We start from the raw sequence: 18,808 nt of genomic DNA on the forward strand, positions 1-18,808 counted from the left end.
AAAAAACAAAACCCCACACCCGAAAGAGCGTGGGGTTTTGTTTTCTGCGTACCGATTGCCGATGCCGACCTGCGCTGGCCGGCGCTCGGCTGCTCGATCAGCTGCCCTTCGCGATGCGATCCTCGATGTGCTGCGCACGGCTCGCCGACGACGGGTGCGAGCTCATCATCGAGCTCTGGCCGCCATCGAGCTTCGCAAGCTTCTGGAATGCGGTGACGAGGCCCTTCTGGGTCATGCCCTTCTGCTTCATCAGGTCGAACGAGTAGTCGTCCGCCGCGCTTTCCTGCGTCTGCGAGAACTGCGCGTTGATGAACTTCTCGGTGATGTCGCCGAGCTGCGAGCTCGACAGTGCCGCCACGCCCGGCGATGCCGCGCCGGCCGCGCTGCGCGCCGCGCTCACCGCGTAGGCGGTCTGCATCGCCTTCTTCGAGTGACCCAGTGCGACGTGGCCCATTTCATGGCCGATCACGCCGCGCAGCTCGTCGTCGTTCATCATGTCCATCAGGCCGCTGTACACGCGCACGCAGCCGTTGCCCATCGCCCACGCGTTGACGTCCTTGGTCATGTAGACCTTGTAGTTGATCTTCTGGCCGTTCAGCGTCATGTCGCCGAAGCCCTTCATCACCTTCGTCAGGCGCTTCGAATACGCGCTGTTCGCCGGCGCGATCTTCGATTCGGCGTCGCTGGACTTGCACGAGTCGTTCGACAGCGCGGCGATATCCGCATCCGACAGCGTCGCTGCCTTGTACAGGTTCGTGCCCGCCGACGTCAGGCTGTTCGCGTCGAGGCTCTGCACCCCGCCGCATGCGCTCAACACGAACGCCACGCCACACGCTGCCACCGCTTTCTTGAGTTGCATCCCGGATCTCTCGATAGTTGTATTTGGAAGCGGCGATTTTGCATAATCCGGCAGAAAATTACCAGATGTTTACATCCGATGACACCTTCATTACTCAGCATATTGAGATGAAACGGCAATCCGGGACGGGATTGACGGCGAAAATAGGGGCAATCGCCGCGGCCGGGCGATGATCGGGACGGAAAACGGCTGTGGCGCTCAGGCCGCCTGATCGCGGCGACGTGTCAGCCGCCGCGCGACCAGCATCGGCAGCCGCACCGCGAAGCCGGTGAAGAGGCGCAGATGCATCCATGCGAGCAGCGCGTTGTCGCGGCCGTAATGGAAGTGCGACACGCCGCCTTCGTGGCGGCCGAAATAGCGCACCGGCGCGTCGATGCGGATCGGACGCACGCCGGCCCAGCACAGCCGCACGGCCGCTTCGGGATCGAAGTCGAAGCCGCGCATCCACGGCTGGCGGCGCATGATCGCGGCCAGCGGCGCGACCGGATACACGCGAAAGCCGTACAGCGAATCGCCGATCCCGGCCCACAGCGTCTCGAGGTCGGCCCATGCGTTCGACAGCCGGCGCCCCTGCACGCGCAACTGCGGCGCGCTCGCGTCGAACTTCGGCACACCCAGCACCATCGCGTCGGGTGCCGCTTGCGACTCGGCCATGAACGCGGGAATCAGGTCGGCCGGATGCTGGCCGTCGGAATCCATCGTCAGCACGTGCGTGAAGCCGCTCGCCGCAGCCGCGTCGAGCCCCGCAAGCACCGCGGCGCCCTTGCCGCGATTCTCCGGCAGCACGATCACGCGCAGCCCGGGATCGCGCTCGGCCATCGCCTGCAGCCGTTCGGCGCTGCCGTCGGTGCTGCCGTCGACGACGACCCACACCGGATTCCACTGCGCACGGGCATTGCGCACGGTCGTGTCGACCTTGGCGCCCGGGTTGTAGCTGGGAATCAGCACGAGATGGGTGGACGAGGCGTGCAGCGTGGACATGGGAACGGCCGATTGCGAAGACAGGGATCCTGACAAAAGTTTATGACTTGCCGGCGACTGCCGGCGGGCTTCGTCGATGCCGTCCGCGTGCGGCGCCCGTTGCCGGAGCGTGAGGTTGTCGCGCTTCATGACAGCCACTCCGTCGTATGACCCGCGCTGGCCTCGATCTCGACCAGCAGGTCGTCGCGGCACACGTCCGCATGCACGAACAGCGGCCGCACGCCGGGGCCGGCCGCGTCGCGCAGCACGCACTCGATCGCGGCCAGCGCCGCGGCGTCGCCGGCATCGCGCACGTAGACGCGATAGCTCAGGTCGGCGAGCGAGAACGGGCCATGCCCCTGCCGCGCCGCCTGCTCGAGCACGGCGGCGAGGTTCGCGACCGTCTCGCGCGTTTGCGCGACGACATCGCCGTGATGCACGGTGCGATGCCCGACGATGCTCGCGGTACCCGACACGAACAGCACCGGCGCGGCGTCGCCGTCCGCCCACGCGGCGGCGCGCGCGAACGTCGGTGCACGCGGGCCGTACTGCGCCGGATAGTGATACGCGCTGACCTGGCGCGGGTTTTCGACCGGATCGGCCGGCGTGCGGCTCGCGAGGAAATGGATCGCGAGCGGCGCGGCGGGCATCGCATCGCCCGCGACCGCCTCGACCGAGCCGAGCGCGCACGCGGCCGGCACGCCGCCCGTCAGTGCGCGGCGGCACGCGTCGAACGCGTGCTGACGGCCAATATTGAACTGACGATAGCGTTCGATCCCGAACTGCACCGCATTGATCGCCGGCACCGTATTCCAGATGCGCAGCGGATGCGGCATGCCAAGCGCATCGAGTACGTCGAACAGCGCGCGGTATGCGTCGTGCGTCGCACGTTCGAGCGGCGTGCCGCCGTCGCGATGCGCGTCGGGCATTTCGTGCTCGTGCACGACGATGCTGCCGAACACGAGGCCCGCCGTTTCGCTGTAGCGATAGTGCAGCGCGCCGCGCCGTTCGCTGCGCAAGTCGTGCGCATTGCATTGCCAGATTTCGCAGACGGCATCGGCCGGCGCAACACCGGTGCCGAGCAGCGCCATCTGCACCGGCGCGATCGGCAGATCGGGCGCGGCATCGGTCAACATCCGTGCCGCGGCACCGGCCTGCGACTCGTCGTGCGTCCCGGCCGAGCCGATGCACACCGCGCCCAGCGCACCGGGAAACGCGTGGTCGAAACCATCGCCGCGGATACGCGCATCGTGCAGCAACGCGGCGAGCCGCGCATGGCTCATCTGGACGAGCCGCAATGCGTGGCCGCCGCCGTGCGCGAGCGGCGCGTCCGATCGCGATGCGGCCCGCCCGGCTGCCGACTGCCCGCGCGCAAAGGGCGCACTGGCGGACGACAGGGAACACGGGCGCCGTTCGGCGTCGACTGGATGCACGGACACTTCGATTTCCTCACTATGCGGCGCAGGCCGCGCGCCAACGCGGCCACTGCGCCGCGTTGCATTACGTTCATGCCAACGCCGCGCGCTTCGTCATGCGAGCCCGCCGTTGACGGACAACACCTGCCCCGTCACATAGGCTGCGGCGTCGGATACCAGATACGCGACCATCGCCGCGACTTCGTCGGGCCGGCCCGCGCGTTGCGCGGGCACGAGCTGCTTGATGCGTTCGACGGGAAACGCGTGCTCGGCCATCGGCGATTCGATGATGCCGGGCGCGACCGCGTTCACCGTGATGCCGCGCGACGCGAGTTCCAGCGACAGCGATTTCGTCGCGCCGATCAGCCCCGCCTTCGCGGCCGCGTAGTTGACCTGCCCGCGATTGCCGGTCACGCCGGCCACCGACGCGATATTGACGATCCGGCCGCGCCGCGTGCGGATCATCGGCAGCAGCAGCGGCTGCGTGACGTTGAAAAAGCCGTTGAGCGTCACGTCGATCACGCTGTGCCACTGCTGGCGCGACATGCCGGCCATCGGCGCGTCGTCGTGAATGCCCGCGTTGTTGACGAGGATCTGCACCGGCACGTCGTCGGCGAGCGGCGCCAGCGCGGCGAGCGTCGCATCGGCGTCGGTCACGTCGAACGCGATCGCGCGCGCGGTGCCGCCGGCCGCGACGATCTGCTGCGCGACCGCTTCCGCTTGCGCGAGATGGCGGTTCGCATGCACCCACACTTCATGGCCGGCCTGCGCGAGCGCCGTGCAGATCGCCTGCCCGAGTGCGCCGCTGCCGCCCGTCACGAGCGCCCGCATCGAATTGCTCCGTTCATCGCGTTTCACCTTGATCGACGCGCCGGCGAATCGTCTGCCGATTGCCGCCGCGTGCCGTCATTCCCTGCGCGCCGCCGTCACTTCGTGCGATGCGCGGCGACGTACGCGGCCAGCGCGCCGAGCGTCGCAAAGATCTTCTGGTTGTCCGGATTGTCCGAGCGCAGTTCGAAGCCGTATTTCTTCGAGATCAGCAGCGCGATTTCCAGGATGTCGATGGAGTCGAGCCCGAACCCTTCGCCATACAGCGGGGTCCCGGCCGTCACTGTTTCGAGCGGGACGTCTTCGAGATTCAATTCGCCGACGATCAGCGTGGCGAGCTCTTGTTCCAGTGCGTTCATCATGCGTGCGGGCAGGCGGCCCAAGGCAGCGGGAGGCGCCCGGAAACGGCAACTGTCGTGCACGCCCGGCGCGTGCAAATCTCCGTCCCTCCGGCGTCTGCCGGCGTCCCCGCCTGCGTTATTTGGGGATCGTTGGTAAAAGTTACGCGGATTCTAGACGAAGGGTATCGGGTCGTATACCGGGAATGGTTACAGACTGGCGGGCCTGCGCCGCACCCCGTTTCGGGACCCGAATGCACGAGACGCTTGAGCCGCTTTGGACGGAAATGGACCGACCCTGCGAAACGCCTCATCCGGTGCCATACAATCGGTTACAAAACCCGTTCACGCGCGCCCCGAACACGCGGTGCCGGGGCCCTAAAATGAGCGTGCCCGACCACCGGCCCGGACCTGCGTCCCGGCCGCCATTCATATGATGTTTGACGGCCCGACCACCGCGTCCGGCCACGACCCGCCCGATGTCTCCAGTCATGCCGCGCCCGTCCTTCCGCTCCGTTCCGGTTCACCCGCCCGTCCGCCGCCGTTCGGCCGCCACCGGGGACGGGTGCCCGCGCCGCGCGCCCGGAGGCCGTCGATGAGCCGGCTGCTGGCCATCGCGCGCGGCGTCGCCGCGGTCGGCGCCGTGGTGGCCTACCAGGCCGGCGCCCACTACGCGGCCGCGACGCCCGGCGCACATGGCTTCGGCCTCGCGATGGCGCTCGTGCCACCGCTGTTGCTCGCGCTCGGCGCGGCGCTGCGCTCGCCGCGACGTGCGTGGTTCGTGCCGGCATGGCTGCTTGCCGCCGCCTTGCTGTGGGCCACCCGCGCGCCGCTCGCGCGACATTTCGAATGGGGCCTGTATCTGGAACACGCGAGCTTCAACATCGCGATGGCGCTGCTGTTCGGCCGCACGCTCGCGGCCGGCAAGGTGCCGCTGTGCACGCGCTTCGCGGCGATGATCCACGGCACGGTGACGCCGGCCGTCGCACGCTACACGCGGCAGATCACGTTCGCGTGGACGCTGTTCTTCGTCGCGATCGCCGCCGTGTCGACGCTGCTGTTCGCGACCGCGCCGATCGTCGCGTGGTCGACGTTCGCGAACTACCTGTCGCTGCCGCTCGTCGCCGTGATGTTCGCCGCCGAGCATGCGTGCCGGCGCTTCGCGCTGCCGCACGAGCCGCGGCCACGGATGGTCGACGCGGTGCGCGCGTATCGCGCGACGACACAGGCGCCACAGGCCTCACGATGAATTCACGGCCGGCGCGGCGCCGCAACGCGGCCACGCCGGCCTTTGCTCCCGTTTTTACCGATTTATGCCGACTCACCCGCTGGTATTCCATTCCTCGCCGGACCAGACGATCGCCTGGCGCGACGGCACGCCCGTCACCGTGCGCGCGTTCGTCGCCGACGTCGCACGCGTGGCCGCCGCGCTGCCCGCCGGCGCGCACGTGTTCAACGTGTGCCGCGACCGCTACCGTTTCGCGGTCAGCCTGTGCGCGGCGCTCGTCGCCGGCAAGATCAGCCTGCTGCCGTCGACGCATACGCCGGAAATGGTCCGCCAGCTCGCGTCCTTCGCGCCCGACGCGTTCTGCCTGCACGACGCGCCCGACTGCACGATCGACCTGCCGCGCTTCGCATATCCCGACGCCGCGCCCGGCGACTTCGCGGACGATGCGCCGTTCGCCGTGCCGCGGATCGATGCGGCGCGGATCATGGCCTACGTATTCACCTCCGGCTCGACCGGCGCGCCGGTGCCGCACCGCAAGACCTGGGGCTTCCTGGTCGGCTGCGTGCGCGCGGCGGCCGACCGCCTCGGGCTGCTCGACGGCCGCGCGGCGACGCTGATCGGCACGGTGCCCGCGCAGCACATGTACGGCTTCGAGTCGACGGTGCTGCTCGCGCTGATCGGCGGCCTCGCGTTCAGCAACCGCCAGCCGTTCTACCCGATCGACATTCGCGATGAACTCGACGCGATCCCGCAGCCGCGCGTGCTCGTCACGTCGCCGATCCACCTGCGCGCGCTGCTGTCGGCCGGCCATGCGCTGCCGCGCGCGGCGCTCGTGCTGTCGGCCACCGCGCCGCTGTCGGAAAAACTCGCGTGCGAAGCCGAGGCCGCGCTCGACGCGCCGCTCGTCGAGATCTACGGCAGCACCGAGACCGGCCAGATCGCGACCCGCCGCACGTCGCAAGGCGCGGCGTGGCAACTGTTCCCGGGCATCCGGCTCGACGCGCGCGACGAACCGGCAAGCGACGGCACGGGCGACGACGGCGGCCCGACCGTCTGGGTGTCGGGCGGGCACGTCGAGGCGCCCGTGCCGATGGGCGATGCGCTCGAACTGCTCGGCGACGGCCGGTTCCTGCTGCACGGACGCAAGGCGGACCTCGTCAACATCGCGGGCAAGCGCACGTCGCTCGCGTACCTGAACCATCAGCTCAACGCGATTCCGGCGGTGGTCGACGGCGTGTTCTTCATGCCCGACGAAGCCGCGCCGGCGCACGCCGACACGGATCTCGAACCGGTCACGCGCCTGGTCGCGCTCGTCGTCGCGCCGACGCTCACCGCCGCCGATCTGCAGCGCGCGCTGCGCGAGCGGATCGATCCCGCGTTCATGCCACGCCCGCTCGTGTTCGTCGACGCGCTGCCGCGCAACGAAACGGGCAAGCTGCCGCGCGACGTGCTTGCCGCGCTCGTTGCGCGACACGCGCGCGCCACGGCCGCGCCGATGCCCGCCCCCGCCGCACCCGCCGCGGCAGGCACGCCCGCGCCCTCGCTCGCGTTCACGATTCCCGCCGACCATCCGGCGCTGCCCGGCCACTTCCCCGGCCATCCGGTCGTACCGGGGGTCGTGCTGCTCGATCACGCGATCCACGCGATCGGCGCGGCGCTGAATCGTCCGCTGCACGCGTGGCGGCTCGGGTCCGCGAAATTCCTGAGCCCGGTCGCCCCCGGCGAACCGCTCGATCTCGCGTTCGATACCGCGGCCAGCGGCGCGATCCGCTTCACGCTGCGTGCCGGGTCGCGCGAGGTCGCGACCGGCGTGCTGTCGGCGCCGCCGGCCGCGCAGGACGGTGCGCAACCATGAAGCGCACCGCGTGGGCCGAACGCCAGGAGCGCAGCAATGCGGGCTTGCTGCGCGCGATGACGTGGATCTCGCTGCGCTTCGGCCGGCAGCGCGCGCGCATCGTGCTGCATCTGATCGCGACGTATTTCGTGCTGTTCTCGCCGGTTGCGTGCGCGGCGTCGCGCGACTACCTGCGCCGCGTGCTCGGCCGCCCCGCGCGCTGGCGCGACGTGTACCGCCACGTGTTCACCTTCGCGGCGACGATCCACGACCGCATCTACCTGATGAACGGACGCTTCGACCTGTTCGACATCCGGCTGCACGGCGAAACGCTCGTCGACGATGCGCTCGCGGGCGGACGCGGCGCGTTCCTGATGGGCGCGCACCTCGGCAGCTTCGAGGTCGTGCGCGCGATCGGCCGCACGCATCCGGACCTGCGCGTGGTCGTCACGATGTACGAGAAGAACGCGCGCAAGATCAACGCGACGCTCGCCGCGGTGAATCCCGCCGCGAAGCCGGAAGTGATCCCGCTCGGGCAGGTCGACTCGATGCTGAAGGTGCGTGAGCGGCTCGACGCGAACTGCATGATCGGCATGCTCGCCGATCGCACGCTGCTCGACGACGCGGCCACGTCGCTGCGGCGGCTGCCGCTGCTCGGCGCGCCGGCCGCGTTCCCGCTCGGGCCGCTGTACATGGCCGCGATGCTGCGGCGCCCGGTGATCTTCATGACGGGCCTCTATCGCGACGGCAATCGCTACGATGTGCACTTCGAGACGCTCGCCGATTTCTCCGACGTGCCGCGCGACGCGCGCGCGGCGGCCGTCGACGCGGCGCTCGCGCGCTACGTCGCGCTGCTCGACCAGTACTGCCGCGCGGCACCGTACAACTGGTTCAACTATTTCGATTTCTGGCACGGCGGCGATGCCGCGGCCGCACGCCGCGACGCGGCGCGCGCCGGTGCCGACCTGCCCGCCACGAGGGATTCCGACGCATGACCGCCGTTCGCCGCTTCCTGTTCCTGCCGCTGCTTCCGTTCCCGCCCGCGCTGGGTCGTGCCGTCCGCACGCTCCGCGTCGCCGCGACCGCCGCCGCGATCGCGCTAGCCACGCCCGCGCACGCGGCCGACACGGGGTCGGCCTGGAACCTCGACCGGCTGATGGCGGCGCTCGCGCAGCACAAGTCGGGACGCGCGACGTTCACCGAGACGAAGTACCTGTCGATCGCCACGCAGCCGGTCGAATCGTCCGGCGAACTCGTGTTCGTCGCGCCCGACCATCTCGAGAAGCACACGCTGAGCCCGAAGCCCGAACACCTCGTGGTCGACGGCGACATGCTCACCGTCGAGCGCAACAACCGCAAGTACACGCTCGCGCTCGCGCGCTATCCGGAACTCGGCGCGTTCATCGACAGCATCCGCGCGACGCTTGCCGGCAACCGCTTCGCGCTCGAACAGGTCTACAAGGTCGCGCTCGCCGGACGCGGCGACGACTGGACGCTGACGCTCACGCCGCTCGACTCGCGGATGCTGAAGGTCGTCAGCACGATCACGCTCGACGGCACGCGCGACATGTTGCGCAGCGTCGCGATCCGGCAGGCCGACGGCGATCATTCCGTGATGCGCCTGCAACCCGTACCGGCGAACCCGAACTGATGGACCCGCGCATCCGGCCCTCGCCCGTCAGCCGCCGCCTGCACGCGTTGCGACAGCGCGCGGTGCTCGTGTGGCTGCTCGCGCTCGTCGCGTGCGGCGTGGCGATCGGGCGCGCGCACTTCACGGCCGACCTGTCCGCGTTCCTGCCGAACTCGCCGAGCGCCGGACAGCGCGTGCTCGTCGACCAGTTGCGCGACGGCATCGTGTCGCGGCTGATCCTCGTCGCGATCGACGGCGGCGACGCAAGCACGCGCGCCACGCTGTCGCGGCGCGTCGCCGGTGCGCTGCGCACCGATCCGCAGTTCGCGGCGGTTCACAACGGCGAAGCCGCGAACGACGCAAGCGACCGGCAATTCATCTTCGATCACCGTTACCTGCTGAGCCCGGCGGTCACGCCGCAGCGCTTCAGCGCCGACGGCCTGCACCAGGCGCTCGGCGACAGCCTCGACCTGCTGAGTTCGTCGGCCGGCCTCGTGGCCAAGGCGATGCTGCCGCGCGACCCGACCGGCGAAGTCGCCGCGCTCGTCGACCAGCTCGACAGCGCGGCGGAACCGGCGAGCCGCGACGGCGTGTGGGCGTCGCGCGACGGCTCGCGCGCGGTGCTCGTCGTGCAGACGGCCGCCGCCGGCTCCGATACCGACGCGCAGGCCCGCGCGATCAACGCGGTGCGCCGCGCGTTCGCCGCCGCGACGCAGGCCGTGCCGAACGCGGCCGCGACCACGCTCGCGATGACGGGCCCCGGCGTGTTCTCGGTCGACATGCGCGACACGATCCGGCACGACGTCGAACGGCTGTCGACGGCAAGCGTCGTGCTGATCGTCGCGCTGCTGCTGACGCTGTACCGCTCGCCGCGCACGCTCGCGCTCGGCTTGCTGCCGGTGCTGACGGGTGTCGCGGCCGGGATCGCGGCGGTCAGCGTCGCGTTCGGCACCGTCCACGGGCTGACGCTCGGGTTCGGCACGACGCTGATCGGCGAAGCCGTCGACTATTCGATCTACCTGTTCGTGCAATCGGCGCAGGCCGGCACGCGCGGCGCCGCACGCCCGGCCGACGCGACGCGCGCCTGGGTCGCCGCGTACTGGCCGACGATCCGGCTCGGCGTGCTGACGTCCGTGTGCGGGTTCGCGTCGATGCTGTTCTCCGGCTTCCCGGGCCTCGTGCAGCTCGGGCTCTATTCGATCGTCGGGCTGACGGCCGCCGCGCTCGTCACGCGCTTCGTGCTGCCGCACCTGCGCGGCGAGCATGTCGCGATCCGCGACGTGTCGCGCGTCGGCGCCGTGCTCGCCCGCGCGGCCAACGCCGCGCCGCGGCTGCGCTGGCCGCTCGCCGTGCTCGTGCTTGCCGCCTGCGCGACGCTCGTGCTGCATCGCGACGGCCTGTGGAGCCGCGAGCTCGCCGCGCTCAGCCCCGTGCCGGCCAGTGCGCAGGCGCTCGACGCGCGGCTGCGCGCCGATGTCGGCGCGCCCGACGTGCGCTACCTCGTCGTGATTTCCGCGCCGACCGAACAGGCCGCACTCGAACGCGCGGAACAGGTCGCCGCGCAATTGCAGCCGCTCGTCGACCGCGGCGCGCTCGCAGGCTTCGAAAGCCCCGCGCGCTACTTGCCGAGCGACGCCGCGCAACGCGCGCGCCAGGCAAGCCTGCCGGATGCGGACGCACTCGCCGCACGGATGCGCGACGCCGTCGCGAACCAGCCGATCGCGGTGAAGACCGACCTGTTCGCGCCGTTCATCGCCGACGTCGAGGCCGCGCGCCACGCGCCGCTGCTCACCCGCGCAGATTTGCGCGGCACGTCGATGGCGCTCGCCGTCGATGCGCTGCTGACCGAACGCGCGGGCCGCTGGAACGCGATGCTGCCGCTGCGCGCACCGGACGCCGCGCGCAGCGGGCAGCCTGCGTCGGGTCTCGACGCGGCGCCAATCCGCGCGGCCGTCGCCCGAGCGGGTGTGCCCGATGCGCTGTTCGTCGACATGAAGGCCGAAGCCGATCGCCTGTACGTGAGCTACGTGCACGAGGATATCCGGCTGTCGCTCGCCGGTTTCGCCGCGATCGCCGTGCTGCTGCTGATCGCGTTGCGCTCGCCGCGCCGCGTCGTGCACACGCTCGCGCCGCTCGTCGCGGCCGTGGTGGTCGTGACGGCCGGCTTCGCGCTCGCCGGCGTGCAGCTGACGATCCTGCACCTCGTCGGCATGCTGCTGATCGTCGCGGTCGGCTCGAACTACGCGCTGTTCTTCTGCAAGCGCGACGACGCGCAGCCCGTCACGCCGTACACGCTCGTGTCGCTGCTGATCGCGAACCTCGCGACGGTCGCCGGCTTCGGGCTGCTGGCGCTGTCGCGCGTGCCGCTGCTGGAGACCTTCGGGCTGACCGTCGGCCCCGGCGCGATGCTCGCGCTCGCGTTCGCGGCAATTCTCGCGCCGCGCGCCGCGGCGGACGATCGTCGCCAAGGAGGCCCGGCATGAACGCACCGTCGTCCGTTCCGCCGCGCCAATCCGACCAATCCGGCGTGCGCCGCTGGAAACCGACGCCGCTGATCGCGGGCACGGCCGCGCTGCATGCGGGCGCGGCGGCCGCCGTCGTCGCGCAGCCGGCCGCGTGGCCGTGGGCCGTCAGTGGCGTGGTCGCGTCGCATCTCGCGCTGACCGCCGCCGGCCTGTGGCCGCGCAGCACGCTGCTCGGCCCGAACTGGACGCGCCTGCCGGCCGGCGCCGGCCGCCGGATCGCACTGACGATCGACGACGGCCCGGACCCGGAGGTCACGCCACGCGTGCTCGACCTGCTCGAACGCCACGACGCGCGCGCGACGTTCTTCTGCATCGGCGATCTGGCGCGCCGTCATCCGCAGTGGATCGAAGCGATCGTCGCGCGCGGTCACGCGGTCGAGAACCACAGCCAGCGGCACCGGCATACGTTCTCGCTGTCGGGGCCCGCCGCGCTGCGGCGCGAGATCGCGGCCGCGCAGCAGACGCTGACCGAGATCGCCGGCACCCGCCCGCTGTTCTTCCGCGCGCCGGCCGGCCTGCGCAATCCGTTTCTCGAACCGGTGCTGTGCGAGCTCGGCCTGCAACTGGCGAGCTGGACCCGGCGCGGCTTCGACACGCGCGCACGCGATGCCGCGACCGTCACGCGCCGCCTGCTGCACGGCCTCGACGCGCGCGACATCCTGCTCGTGCACGACGGTCACGCGGCGCGCGATACACGCGGCGAACCGGTCGTGCTCGACGTGCTGCAGGCCGTGCTGCGCGCGGCCGCCGACGCGCAGTTGCACTGGACCACGTTGCGCGCGGCGCTCGCGCCCGAACCGCCCGGCCAGCCGGGCGTTCCGGCCCCCCCGTTTGATAAAATCTGACCGCGAACGGCGCGCGTGCCAGCCCTGCTGCGGCGCCCGTTCCGGCCACCGGATGCGACCCTCGTGAAACCTCTCCTGCTCTCGCACTTCACCGCCACCAGCTGCATCGGCCGCGGCCTCGATGCGACCCTCGACGCGCTGCGCCACGCCCGCGGCGGGCTCGCGCCGTGCGACTTCGAGCGCGCGGATCTCGACACGTGGATCGGCGCGGTGGACGATGTCGATGCGCAGCCCGTGCGCGCGGACCTCGCCGACTTCGAATGCCGCAACAACCGCCTCGCACAGCTCGGCCTCGTGCAGGACGGCTTCGACGCAGGCGTCGCGGCGGCGGTGGCGCGCTACGGCGCGGCGCGCGTCGGCGTGTTCGTCGGCACGAGCACGGCCGGCATCCTCGAGACCGAACTTGCGTACCAGCGCCGCGATCCGGCGAGCGGCGCGCTGCCCGCCGACTTCCACTATGCGCACACGCATAACCCGTATTCACCGGCCGCGTTCGTGCGCGCGTATTTCGCGCTGCGCGGGCCGGCGATGGCGATCTCGTCCGCGTGCTCGTCCGGCGCGAAGGTGTTCGGCTCCGCGCGCCGCATGATCGAAGCCGGGTTGATCGACGCGGCCGTCGTCGGCGGCGTCGATTCGCTGTGCCTGACGACGCTGTACGGCTTCAATTCGCTCGAACTGCTGTCGCGCCGGCCGTGCCGGCCGTTCGACGTCGCGCGCGACGGCATCTCGATCGGCGAGGCCGCCGCGTTCGCGCTCGTCGAGCGCATGCCCGACCCGCCCGCCGCGCTCGACGGCAACGCGATCCTGCTGCTCGGCATCGGCGAATCGAGCGACGCGCATCACATGTCGTCGCCGCATCCGGAAGGGCTCGGCGCGCGCGTCGCGATCGAGCAGGCACTCGCATCCGCCGGCCTCGACGCGAACGACATCGACTACGTGAACCTGCACGGCACCGCGACACCGAGCAACGACGCGGCGGAAAGCCGTGCGGTCGGCGCGCTGTTCGCCCGCACGCCGTGCAGCTCGACGAAGGGCGCGACCGGCCACACGCTCGGCGCGGCGGGCGCGCTCGAAGCGGTCGTCGCCGCGCTCGCGCTGCGCGAGCAGTTCGTGCCGGCCGGCGTCAACACGACGCAACCCGATCCGGCCCTCGCCGCCGACTACGTGCTCGCGAGCCGCGATACACGCGTGCGCGCCGCCCTTTCCAATTCGTTCGGCTTCGGCGGCACGAATTGCAGCCTGATCCTCGGCCGCGCCGACCACGCACGCCGTTGAGGCCCGACATGACACTCACCGCCTTCATCGAAAGCATCGGCCTCGTCGGGCCGGGATTGAACGACTGGCCGCACGCGGCCGACGTGCTCGCGGGCCGCGCGACCTATGCGAACGCACGCACCGAGCTGCCGCCGCCCGCCGGCCTGCCGTCGGCCGAACGGCGCCGCACGGGCCCCGTCGTGCGCGTCGCGCTCGCGGTCGGCCACGAGGCGGTGGCCGCGAGCGGACGCGATGCCGCGACGCTCGCGACCGTGTTCAGCGCGTCCGGCGGCGATGGCCAGAACTGCCACGCGATCTGCGAAACCCTCGCCGGCGACGATCGCCAGCTGTCGCCGACGCGTTTCCACAACTCCGTGCACAACGCACCGGCCGGTTACTGGAGCATCGCGACCCGCGCGATGGCAACGTCGAACGTGCTGTGCGCGCACGACGGCAGTTTTGCCGCCGGCCTGCTCGAGAGCCTGTGCCAGGTCGTCGTCGATCGCGTGCCGACCCTGCTGATCGCGTACGACACCGATTACCCGGAACCGCTGCACGCGGTACGACCGATCGGCGACGCGTTCGGCGTCGCGCTCGTGCTCGCGCCCGAAGCAAGCGAACGCACGCTCGCCCGCATCGACGCGCAGCTCACCGACGCGCCCGCCACGGCACTCGCGAACGCCGAGCTCGACGCGCTGCGCACCGGCAATCCGGCCGCACGCGTGCTGCCGCTGCTCGATGCGCTTGCCGCGCGGCGCTCGGCGCGCGTCGTGCTCGACTACCTGTCCGACACGCACGTGCAGGTCGACATCGCGATGCCGGACACCTTCGCGGAGCACGCGCGATGACCGCCACGATCGCACTGACGCCGCCGCTCGACCACGCGTGGATCGCCGCGCACATTCCGCACGGCGGCGCGATGTGCGTGCTCGACACGGTCGATGAGTGGGACGCTACGCGCATCAGCTGCACCGCGACGAGCCACCGCAATCCGCACAACCCGCTGCGCTCGCACGGCCGGCTCGCATCGGTCTGCGGAATCGAATACGCGGCGCAGGCGATGGCCGTGCACGGCGCGCTGCTCGGTGCGCAGGAAGCGCGCCCGCGCGTCGGTTATCTCGCGAGCGTGCGCAACGTCGACGCGTTCGTCGACCGGCTCGACACGTTCGACCAGCCGCTCACCGTCGACGCGGAGCGCGTGAGCGGCGACGGCCGCTCGGTGCTGTACGGCTTCGCGCTGCGCTGCGGCGCTCGCGTGCTGCTGTCCGGCCGTGCCGCGGTGATGCTCGACGCATCGTCGGCCGGCACGTTTTCCCCGGCGCCCGCCGGCAATACGCATCCTCGATGAATACGCTTACTCAAGGAAACCAGGTCGTGAAAGTTCGTCAGTTCATTGGCACCGCGCTCGTTCTGGCGCTGATCAGCCCGATCGCGCATGCGGACATGTCGGAAGTGAAGCAGGACATCAAGCGCGATTCGAAGGAAGCCGCGCACAAGACCGGCGAGGCGGCACGCAGCTTCGGCCATGCAACCGCGAGCGCCGCGAAGGCAGTCGGGCACGGCGTCGCACACGCATCGCGCGAAGGCTGGGATGCCACCAAGCGCACGACCAAGCGGATCTTCCACAAGAACGACTCGGGCGAGTCGAGTGGAAAGAGCGAAAAGAGCAATTGAGCACGCGCATCGCGCGCATCACCGACTGCATGCGCGCGATGCATGACCGTGCCCAACCGTGACACCGCAATACCGCGATACCGTCGCCGTCAACGCGCGCCGCGCATGCGGCGTGCCGGCCCCGCCGGCCTGCGCGCGATGCACTTGCCGTACGCGACGAGCCAGCAGTCGCGATGATCGAAGTTCCGCAGCAGCCGCGCGCGGCGCCGCTCGAGCCAATAGAGCGAGATCATCATCGTCAGCGCGACGGCCAGTGCCGCGCCGCCGATCGCGAGTCCTATCCAGGTATCGCCCATGCCTTCTCCGGAATGCGAGACCGAAGCGGCGCGCCTGCCGCCGCTCCGGCACTGGATCTAGCGGAACACGGCCCGGCACGTGCGCGAACGCCGTCCGGGCCGCCACGCGTCAATGCATGTGCTGGCCGCCGTTGATCGCGATATTGGAGCCCGTCACGAAGCCGGCCTCCTCCGAGCACAGGTAGGCAACCAGCGCCGCGACTTCCTCGGGCTTGCCGAGCCGGCCGGCCGGAATCTGCGGGAGGATCTTCGTGTCGAGGATCTCCTGCGGAATCGCCGTGACCATCTTCGTCGCGAGGTAGCCCGGCGACACCGTGTTCACCGTCACGCCCTTGCGCGCGATCTCGAGCGCCAGCGACTTCGTGAAACCGTGCATGCCGGCCTTCGCGGCCGCGTAGTTGGTCTGGCCGACCGAGCCCTTCGAGCCGTTCACCGACGAGATGTTGACGATGCGACCCCAGCCGCGCTCGACCATGCTTTCGCAGACAGGCTTCGTCATGTTGAACACGGAGTCGAGGTTCGTGCGGATCACCGCATCCCAGTTGACCTTGTCGAGCTTGCGCAACGTCATGTCGCGCGTGATGCCCGCGTTGTTCACGAGAATGTCGACCGGGCCGACGTCCCGCACGATCTTCTCGATGCATTGCTGGCACGAATCGTGATCGGCCACGTCCACCGGGTACGCATGGAACTCGCGACCGGCCGCGTGCATCTCGGTCAGCCAGCGGTCCGCGCCGGTGTTGTTCGGCGAATACGTGACGACTACCCGGTGGCCCGCGTCGTTCAACCTGATGCTGACCGCTTCGCCGAGGCCGCCCATTCCACCTGTCACAACTGCAATTCGCTTAGTCATCCTATAAATTACCGACAAAAAAGTAATCGATGAAAGCGGGGCGGCGGCATCGTACATGCTGCCGCCCCACCGCTACGATGCGCAGCCGCCCGCGTCGCGGGCGCGGCACGCATCGGAACCTCGCGCTTGTTGTTGGTTGCTTGTCGTGCGCGAAACCGCTTCGCGCGAATGCCGTGCTTGCCGGCACCGCATCCGCGTGATGTCGTCAGACCCTGCTCAGACGCGCTCGACCGCGAGCGCGACACCCATCCCGCCGCCGATGCACAGCGACGCCAGCCCGCGCTTCGCATCGCGCTTGGCCATCTCGTGCAGCAGCGTCACCAGGATCCGGCAGCCCGACGCGCCGATCGGGTGTCCGATCGCAATCGCACCACCGTTCACGTTCACCTTCGACGTATCCCAGCCCATCTGCTTGTGCACCGCCAGCGCCTGCGCCGCGAACGCCTCGTTGATCTCCATCAGGTCCAGGTCGCCCGGCGTCCAGCCCGCGCGCTCCAGGCACCGACGCGAGGCCGGCACCGGGCCCATGCCCATCACGCTCGGATCCACGCCCGCGTTCGCATACGCCTTGATCCGCGCCAGCGGCGTCAGGCCGAGTGCCGCCGCCTTCTGCGCCGACATCACCAGCACCGCCGCCGCGCCGTCGTTCAGCCCCGACGCATTCGCCGCCGTCACCGAACCGTCCTTCGAGAACGCCGGCTTCAGCCCCGCCAGCGATTCCGCCGTCACGCCGTGACGCACGAACTCGTCAGTCGCGAACTGCAGCGGCTCGCCCTTGCGCTGCGGAATCGACACCGGCACGATCTCGTCGTTGAAACGCCCGGCCTTCTGCGCCGCTTCCGCCTTGTTCTGCGACAGCGCCGCGAATGCGTCCTGCTCCTCGCGCGTGATCCGGTATTCCTTCGCGACGTTCTCCGCCGTGATGCCCATGTGGTACTGGTTGTACACGTCCCACAGGCCGTCGACGATCATCGTGTCGACCAGCTTCGCGTCACCCATCCGGAACCCGTCGCGCGAGCCCGGCAGCACGTGCGGCGATGCGCTCATGTTCTCCTGGCCGCCCGCGATCACGATCTCCGCGTCGCCCGCCACGATCGCATTCGCCGCCAGCATCACGGCCTTCAGGCCCGAGCCGCACACCTTGTTGATCGTCATCCCCGGCACTGCCGTCGGCAGCCCGGCCTTGATCAGCGACTGCCGCGCCGGGTTCTGCCCCGAACCGGCCGTCAGCACCTGCCCCATGATCACTTCGCTGACCTGCTCGGGCTTCACGCCCGCACGCTCCAGCACCGCGCGGATCACCGTCGCGCCCAACTCCGGCGCCGCAATCTTCGCAAGCGAGCCGCCGAATTTGCCGACCGCGGTCCGCGCGGCCGATACGATCACTACATCCGTCATGTTCAATTCCTGCATCGAAATCAGTTCGTCGTTCTGACGCCGGCAAGGGCCGGCTGCAACTGGCGATCGCGCATCCCGGGCCACCCGGCGCGATGGCGATCGCGCACCGCCGCGCCGCGAGCCACGCCCGGTCGCGCCGACGGCACACCGGCACGGGCCGCCCGTGCACCGACACCTTGCGGCAAACCGGAGGGGCGCCGGACACCGCGTGGCACACACGGCGTCCGGCGCCATCCGGCACCGTTCAATCGTGCCGCGCACTCGCGCGGCACGCTCTCACGTCGTCATGCAGCCGATTCGCGCGCGGCCGCTGCGTCCTTGCGTGCGGCGGCAGCCGTCTGCTTGCCACCGCGCGTGGCCGTTTCGCTGACCGCATCGAAGCCGCTCTGCGCGGCTTCGATCGCCTGCCCCGTCGCTGCACGCACGGAGTCGGCCGCGGCGGTCGCCGCGGACAGCGCCGAATTCAACGCGGCCACCACGGACTCCGAGCCGGCCGGCGCATGCTTCGACAGCTCGCCGATCACGTCCTTCAGGCGCTTGTCGTTCTGTTCGTATTGCGCCTGTGCAACCTTCGCCCATTCGGATTGCGTCGACACCGCGATGTCGAACAGATGACGGCCGTACGACACGACCTTGCCTGCCGCTTCCTGCGGTGCGGCCACTTGCTGCGCGAAGCCCACGGCCGGATTGCTGCTGTTGAATGCGTTCTTCAGCTTGTCCTCGTACTCCGTGAGCGCCGTCCGGGCCGCTTGCAGGTTGAGTTCGACGACAGCCTCGAAGCCTTGGATCGCCGGACGGGCGATCGCAAACCATGCGGCGATTCCGGATTGATAATCGGCGGTCAGTTTTTCGGGGGCAAATACGGACATCG

At 70.2% G+C, this 18,808-nt stretch carries 19 protein-coding genes; 10 read left to right on the forward strand and 9 right to left on the reverse strand.

All coding sequences use genetic code 11. The features are described 5' to 3' along the window. Positions 1-97: 97 nt before the first annotated feature. The 5 genes from H3H55_RS14940 to H3H55_RS14960 form a co-directional block, all read right to left on the reverse strand. A complete protein-coding gene (locus H3H55_RS14940; protein ID WP_193099077.1) occupies positions 98-859 on the reverse strand; it encodes a M48 family metalloprotease in 762 nt (253 codons plus the stop codon). 198 nt (positions 860-1,057) lie between these two features. Beyond that, positions 1,058-1,840: a glycosyltransferase family 2 protein gene (locus H3H55_RS14945; protein ID WP_129512969.1), complete on the reverse strand. Its 783-nt coding sequence runs from the start codon at positions 1,838-1,840 to the stop codon at positions 1,058-1,060. Between the two features lie 125 nt (positions 1,841-1,965). Beyond that, positions 1,966-3,258, reverse strand: coding sequence for an endoribonuclease L-PSP (locus tag H3H55_RS14950; protein ID WP_193099078.1), 1,293 nt, complete (start codon positions 3,256-3,258; stop codon positions 1,966-1,968). Positions 3,259-3,348: 90 nt separating this feature from the next. After that, the gene (gene fabG / locus H3H55_RS14955; protein WP_193099080.1) at positions 3,349-4,065 is read right to left on the reverse strand and encodes a 3-oxoacyl-ACP reductase FabG; all 717 of its coding nucleotides are present in this window, start codon (positions 4,063-4,065) and stop codon (positions 3,349-3,351) included. A 95-nt stretch (positions 4,066-4,160) separates the two neighbouring features. Further along, on the reverse strand, positions 4,161-4,421 hold the full coding sequence (locus H3H55_RS14960) for a phosphopantetheine-binding protein (RefSeq protein ID WP_193099082.1): 261 nt from the start codon (positions 4,419-4,421) through the stop codon (positions 4,161-4,163). Positions 4,422-4,995: 574 nt separating this feature from the next. On the opposite strand from H3H55_RS14960, the gene H3H55_RS14965 reads away from it, so the two are divergent. The 10 genes from H3H55_RS14965 to H3H55_RS15010 all read left to right on the forward strand — a co-directional run bounded on the left by H3H55_RS14965 (position 4,996) and on the right by H3H55_RS15010 (position 15,390). Next, entirely contained in the window at positions 4,996-5,649 is a 654-nt protein-coding gene (locus H3H55_RS14965) for a hypothetical protein (RefSeq protein ID WP_193099083.1), read from the forward strand. A 64-nt stretch (positions 5,650-5,713) separates the two neighbouring features. Beyond that, complete coding sequence (locus tag H3H55_RS14970) at positions 5,714-7,483, forward strand: acyl-CoA synthetase family protein (RefSeq protein ID WP_193099085.1); 1,770 nt, start codon at positions 5,714-5,716, stop codon at positions 7,481-7,483. Next, the gene (locus H3H55_RS14975) at positions 7,480-8,457 is read left to right on the forward strand and encodes an acyl-CoA synthetase (protein ID WP_193099087.1); all 978 of its coding nucleotides are present in this window, start codon (positions 7,480-7,482) and stop codon (positions 8,455-8,457) included. The genes H3H55_RS14970 and H3H55_RS14975 overlap by 4 nt, the downstream gene beginning before the upstream one ends. Beyond that, on the forward strand, positions 8,454-9,113 hold the full coding sequence (locus tag H3H55_RS14980; protein ID WP_193099089.1) for an outer membrane lipoprotein carrier protein LolA: 660 nt from the start codon (positions 8,454-8,456) through the stop codon (positions 9,111-9,113). Before H3H55_RS14975 ends, H3H55_RS14980 begins: the two co-directional genes overlap by 4 nt. Further along, entirely contained in the window at positions 9,113-11,575 is a 2,463-nt protein-coding gene (locus H3H55_RS14985) for an MMPL family transporter (protein WP_193099091.1), read from the forward strand. The genes H3H55_RS14980 and H3H55_RS14985 overlap by 1 nt, the downstream gene beginning before the upstream one ends. Continuing rightward, entirely contained in the window at positions 11,572-12,462 is an 891-nt protein-coding gene (locus tag H3H55_RS14990; RefSeq protein ID WP_193099092.1) for a polysaccharide deacetylase family protein, read from the forward strand. The genes H3H55_RS14985 and H3H55_RS14990 overlap by 4 nt, the downstream gene beginning before the upstream one ends. 63 nt (positions 12,463-12,525) lie before the next feature. Further along, positions 12,526-13,737: a beta-ketoacyl-[acyl-carrier-protein] synthase family protein gene (locus H3H55_RS14995; protein ID WP_193099094.1), complete on the forward strand. Its 1,212-nt coding sequence runs from the start codon at positions 12,526-12,528 to the stop codon at positions 13,735-13,737. Between the two features lie 8 nt (positions 13,738-13,745). Beyond that, complete coding sequence (locus H3H55_RS15000; protein WP_193099095.1) at positions 13,746-14,564, forward strand: beta-ketoacyl synthase chain length factor; 819 nt, start codon at positions 13,746-13,748, stop codon at positions 14,562-14,564. After that, positions 14,561-15,064 (forward strand): hotdog family protein, encoded by a 504-nt coding sequence (locus H3H55_RS15005; protein WP_193099097.1) that lies wholly within the window; start codon positions 14,561-14,563, stop codon positions 15,062-15,064. The genes H3H55_RS15000 and H3H55_RS15005 overlap by 4 nt, the downstream gene beginning before the upstream one ends. Beyond that, on the forward strand, positions 15,061-15,390 hold the full coding sequence (locus tag H3H55_RS15010) for a hypothetical protein (RefSeq protein ID WP_226800052.1): 330 nt from the start codon (positions 15,061-15,063) through the stop codon (positions 15,388-15,390). Before H3H55_RS15005 ends, H3H55_RS15010 begins: the two co-directional genes overlap by 4 nt. 89 nt (positions 15,391-15,479) lie before the next feature. On the opposite strand, the gene H3H55_RS15015 is transcribed toward H3H55_RS15010, so the two are convergent. The 4 genes from H3H55_RS15015 to phaP all read right to left on the reverse strand — a co-directional run bounded on the left by H3H55_RS15015 (position 15,480) and on the right by phaP (position 18,806). Beyond that, positions 15,480-15,686: a hypothetical protein gene (locus H3H55_RS15015; RefSeq protein WP_129512984.1), complete on the reverse strand. Its 207-nt coding sequence runs from the start codon at positions 15,684-15,686 to the stop codon at positions 15,480-15,482. Between the two features lie 109 nt (positions 15,687-15,795). Continuing rightward, the gene (gene phbB, locus H3H55_RS15020; RefSeq protein ID WP_048242790.1) at positions 15,796-16,539 is read right to left on the reverse strand and encodes an acetoacetyl-CoA reductase; all 744 of its coding nucleotides are present in this window, start codon (positions 16,537-16,539) and stop codon (positions 15,796-15,798) included. Between the two features lie 216 nt (positions 16,540-16,755). Then, positions 16,756-17,937, reverse strand: a complete 1,182-nt coding sequence (locus H3H55_RS15025; protein WP_193099101.1) for an acetyl-CoA C-acetyltransferase — start codon at positions 17,935-17,937, stop codon at positions 16,756-16,758. 284 nt (positions 17,938-18,221) lie between these two features. Beyond that, positions 18,222-18,806 carry a TIGR01841 family phasin gene (gene phaP / locus H3H55_RS15030; RefSeq protein WP_193099103.1) on the reverse strand — a complete coding sequence of 195 codons (585 nt, stop codon included), beginning with the start codon at positions 18,804-18,806 and terminating at the stop codon, positions 18,222-18,224. Between the last annotated feature and the right edge of the window lie 2 nt (positions 18,807-18,808).

Origin of the sequence: Burkholderia sp. Z1 (assembly GCF_014893795.1) — a bacterium.
Taxonomy (GTDB): domain Bacteria; phylum Pseudomonadota; class Gammaproteobacteria; order Burkholderiales; family Burkholderiaceae; genus Burkholderia; species Burkholderia theae.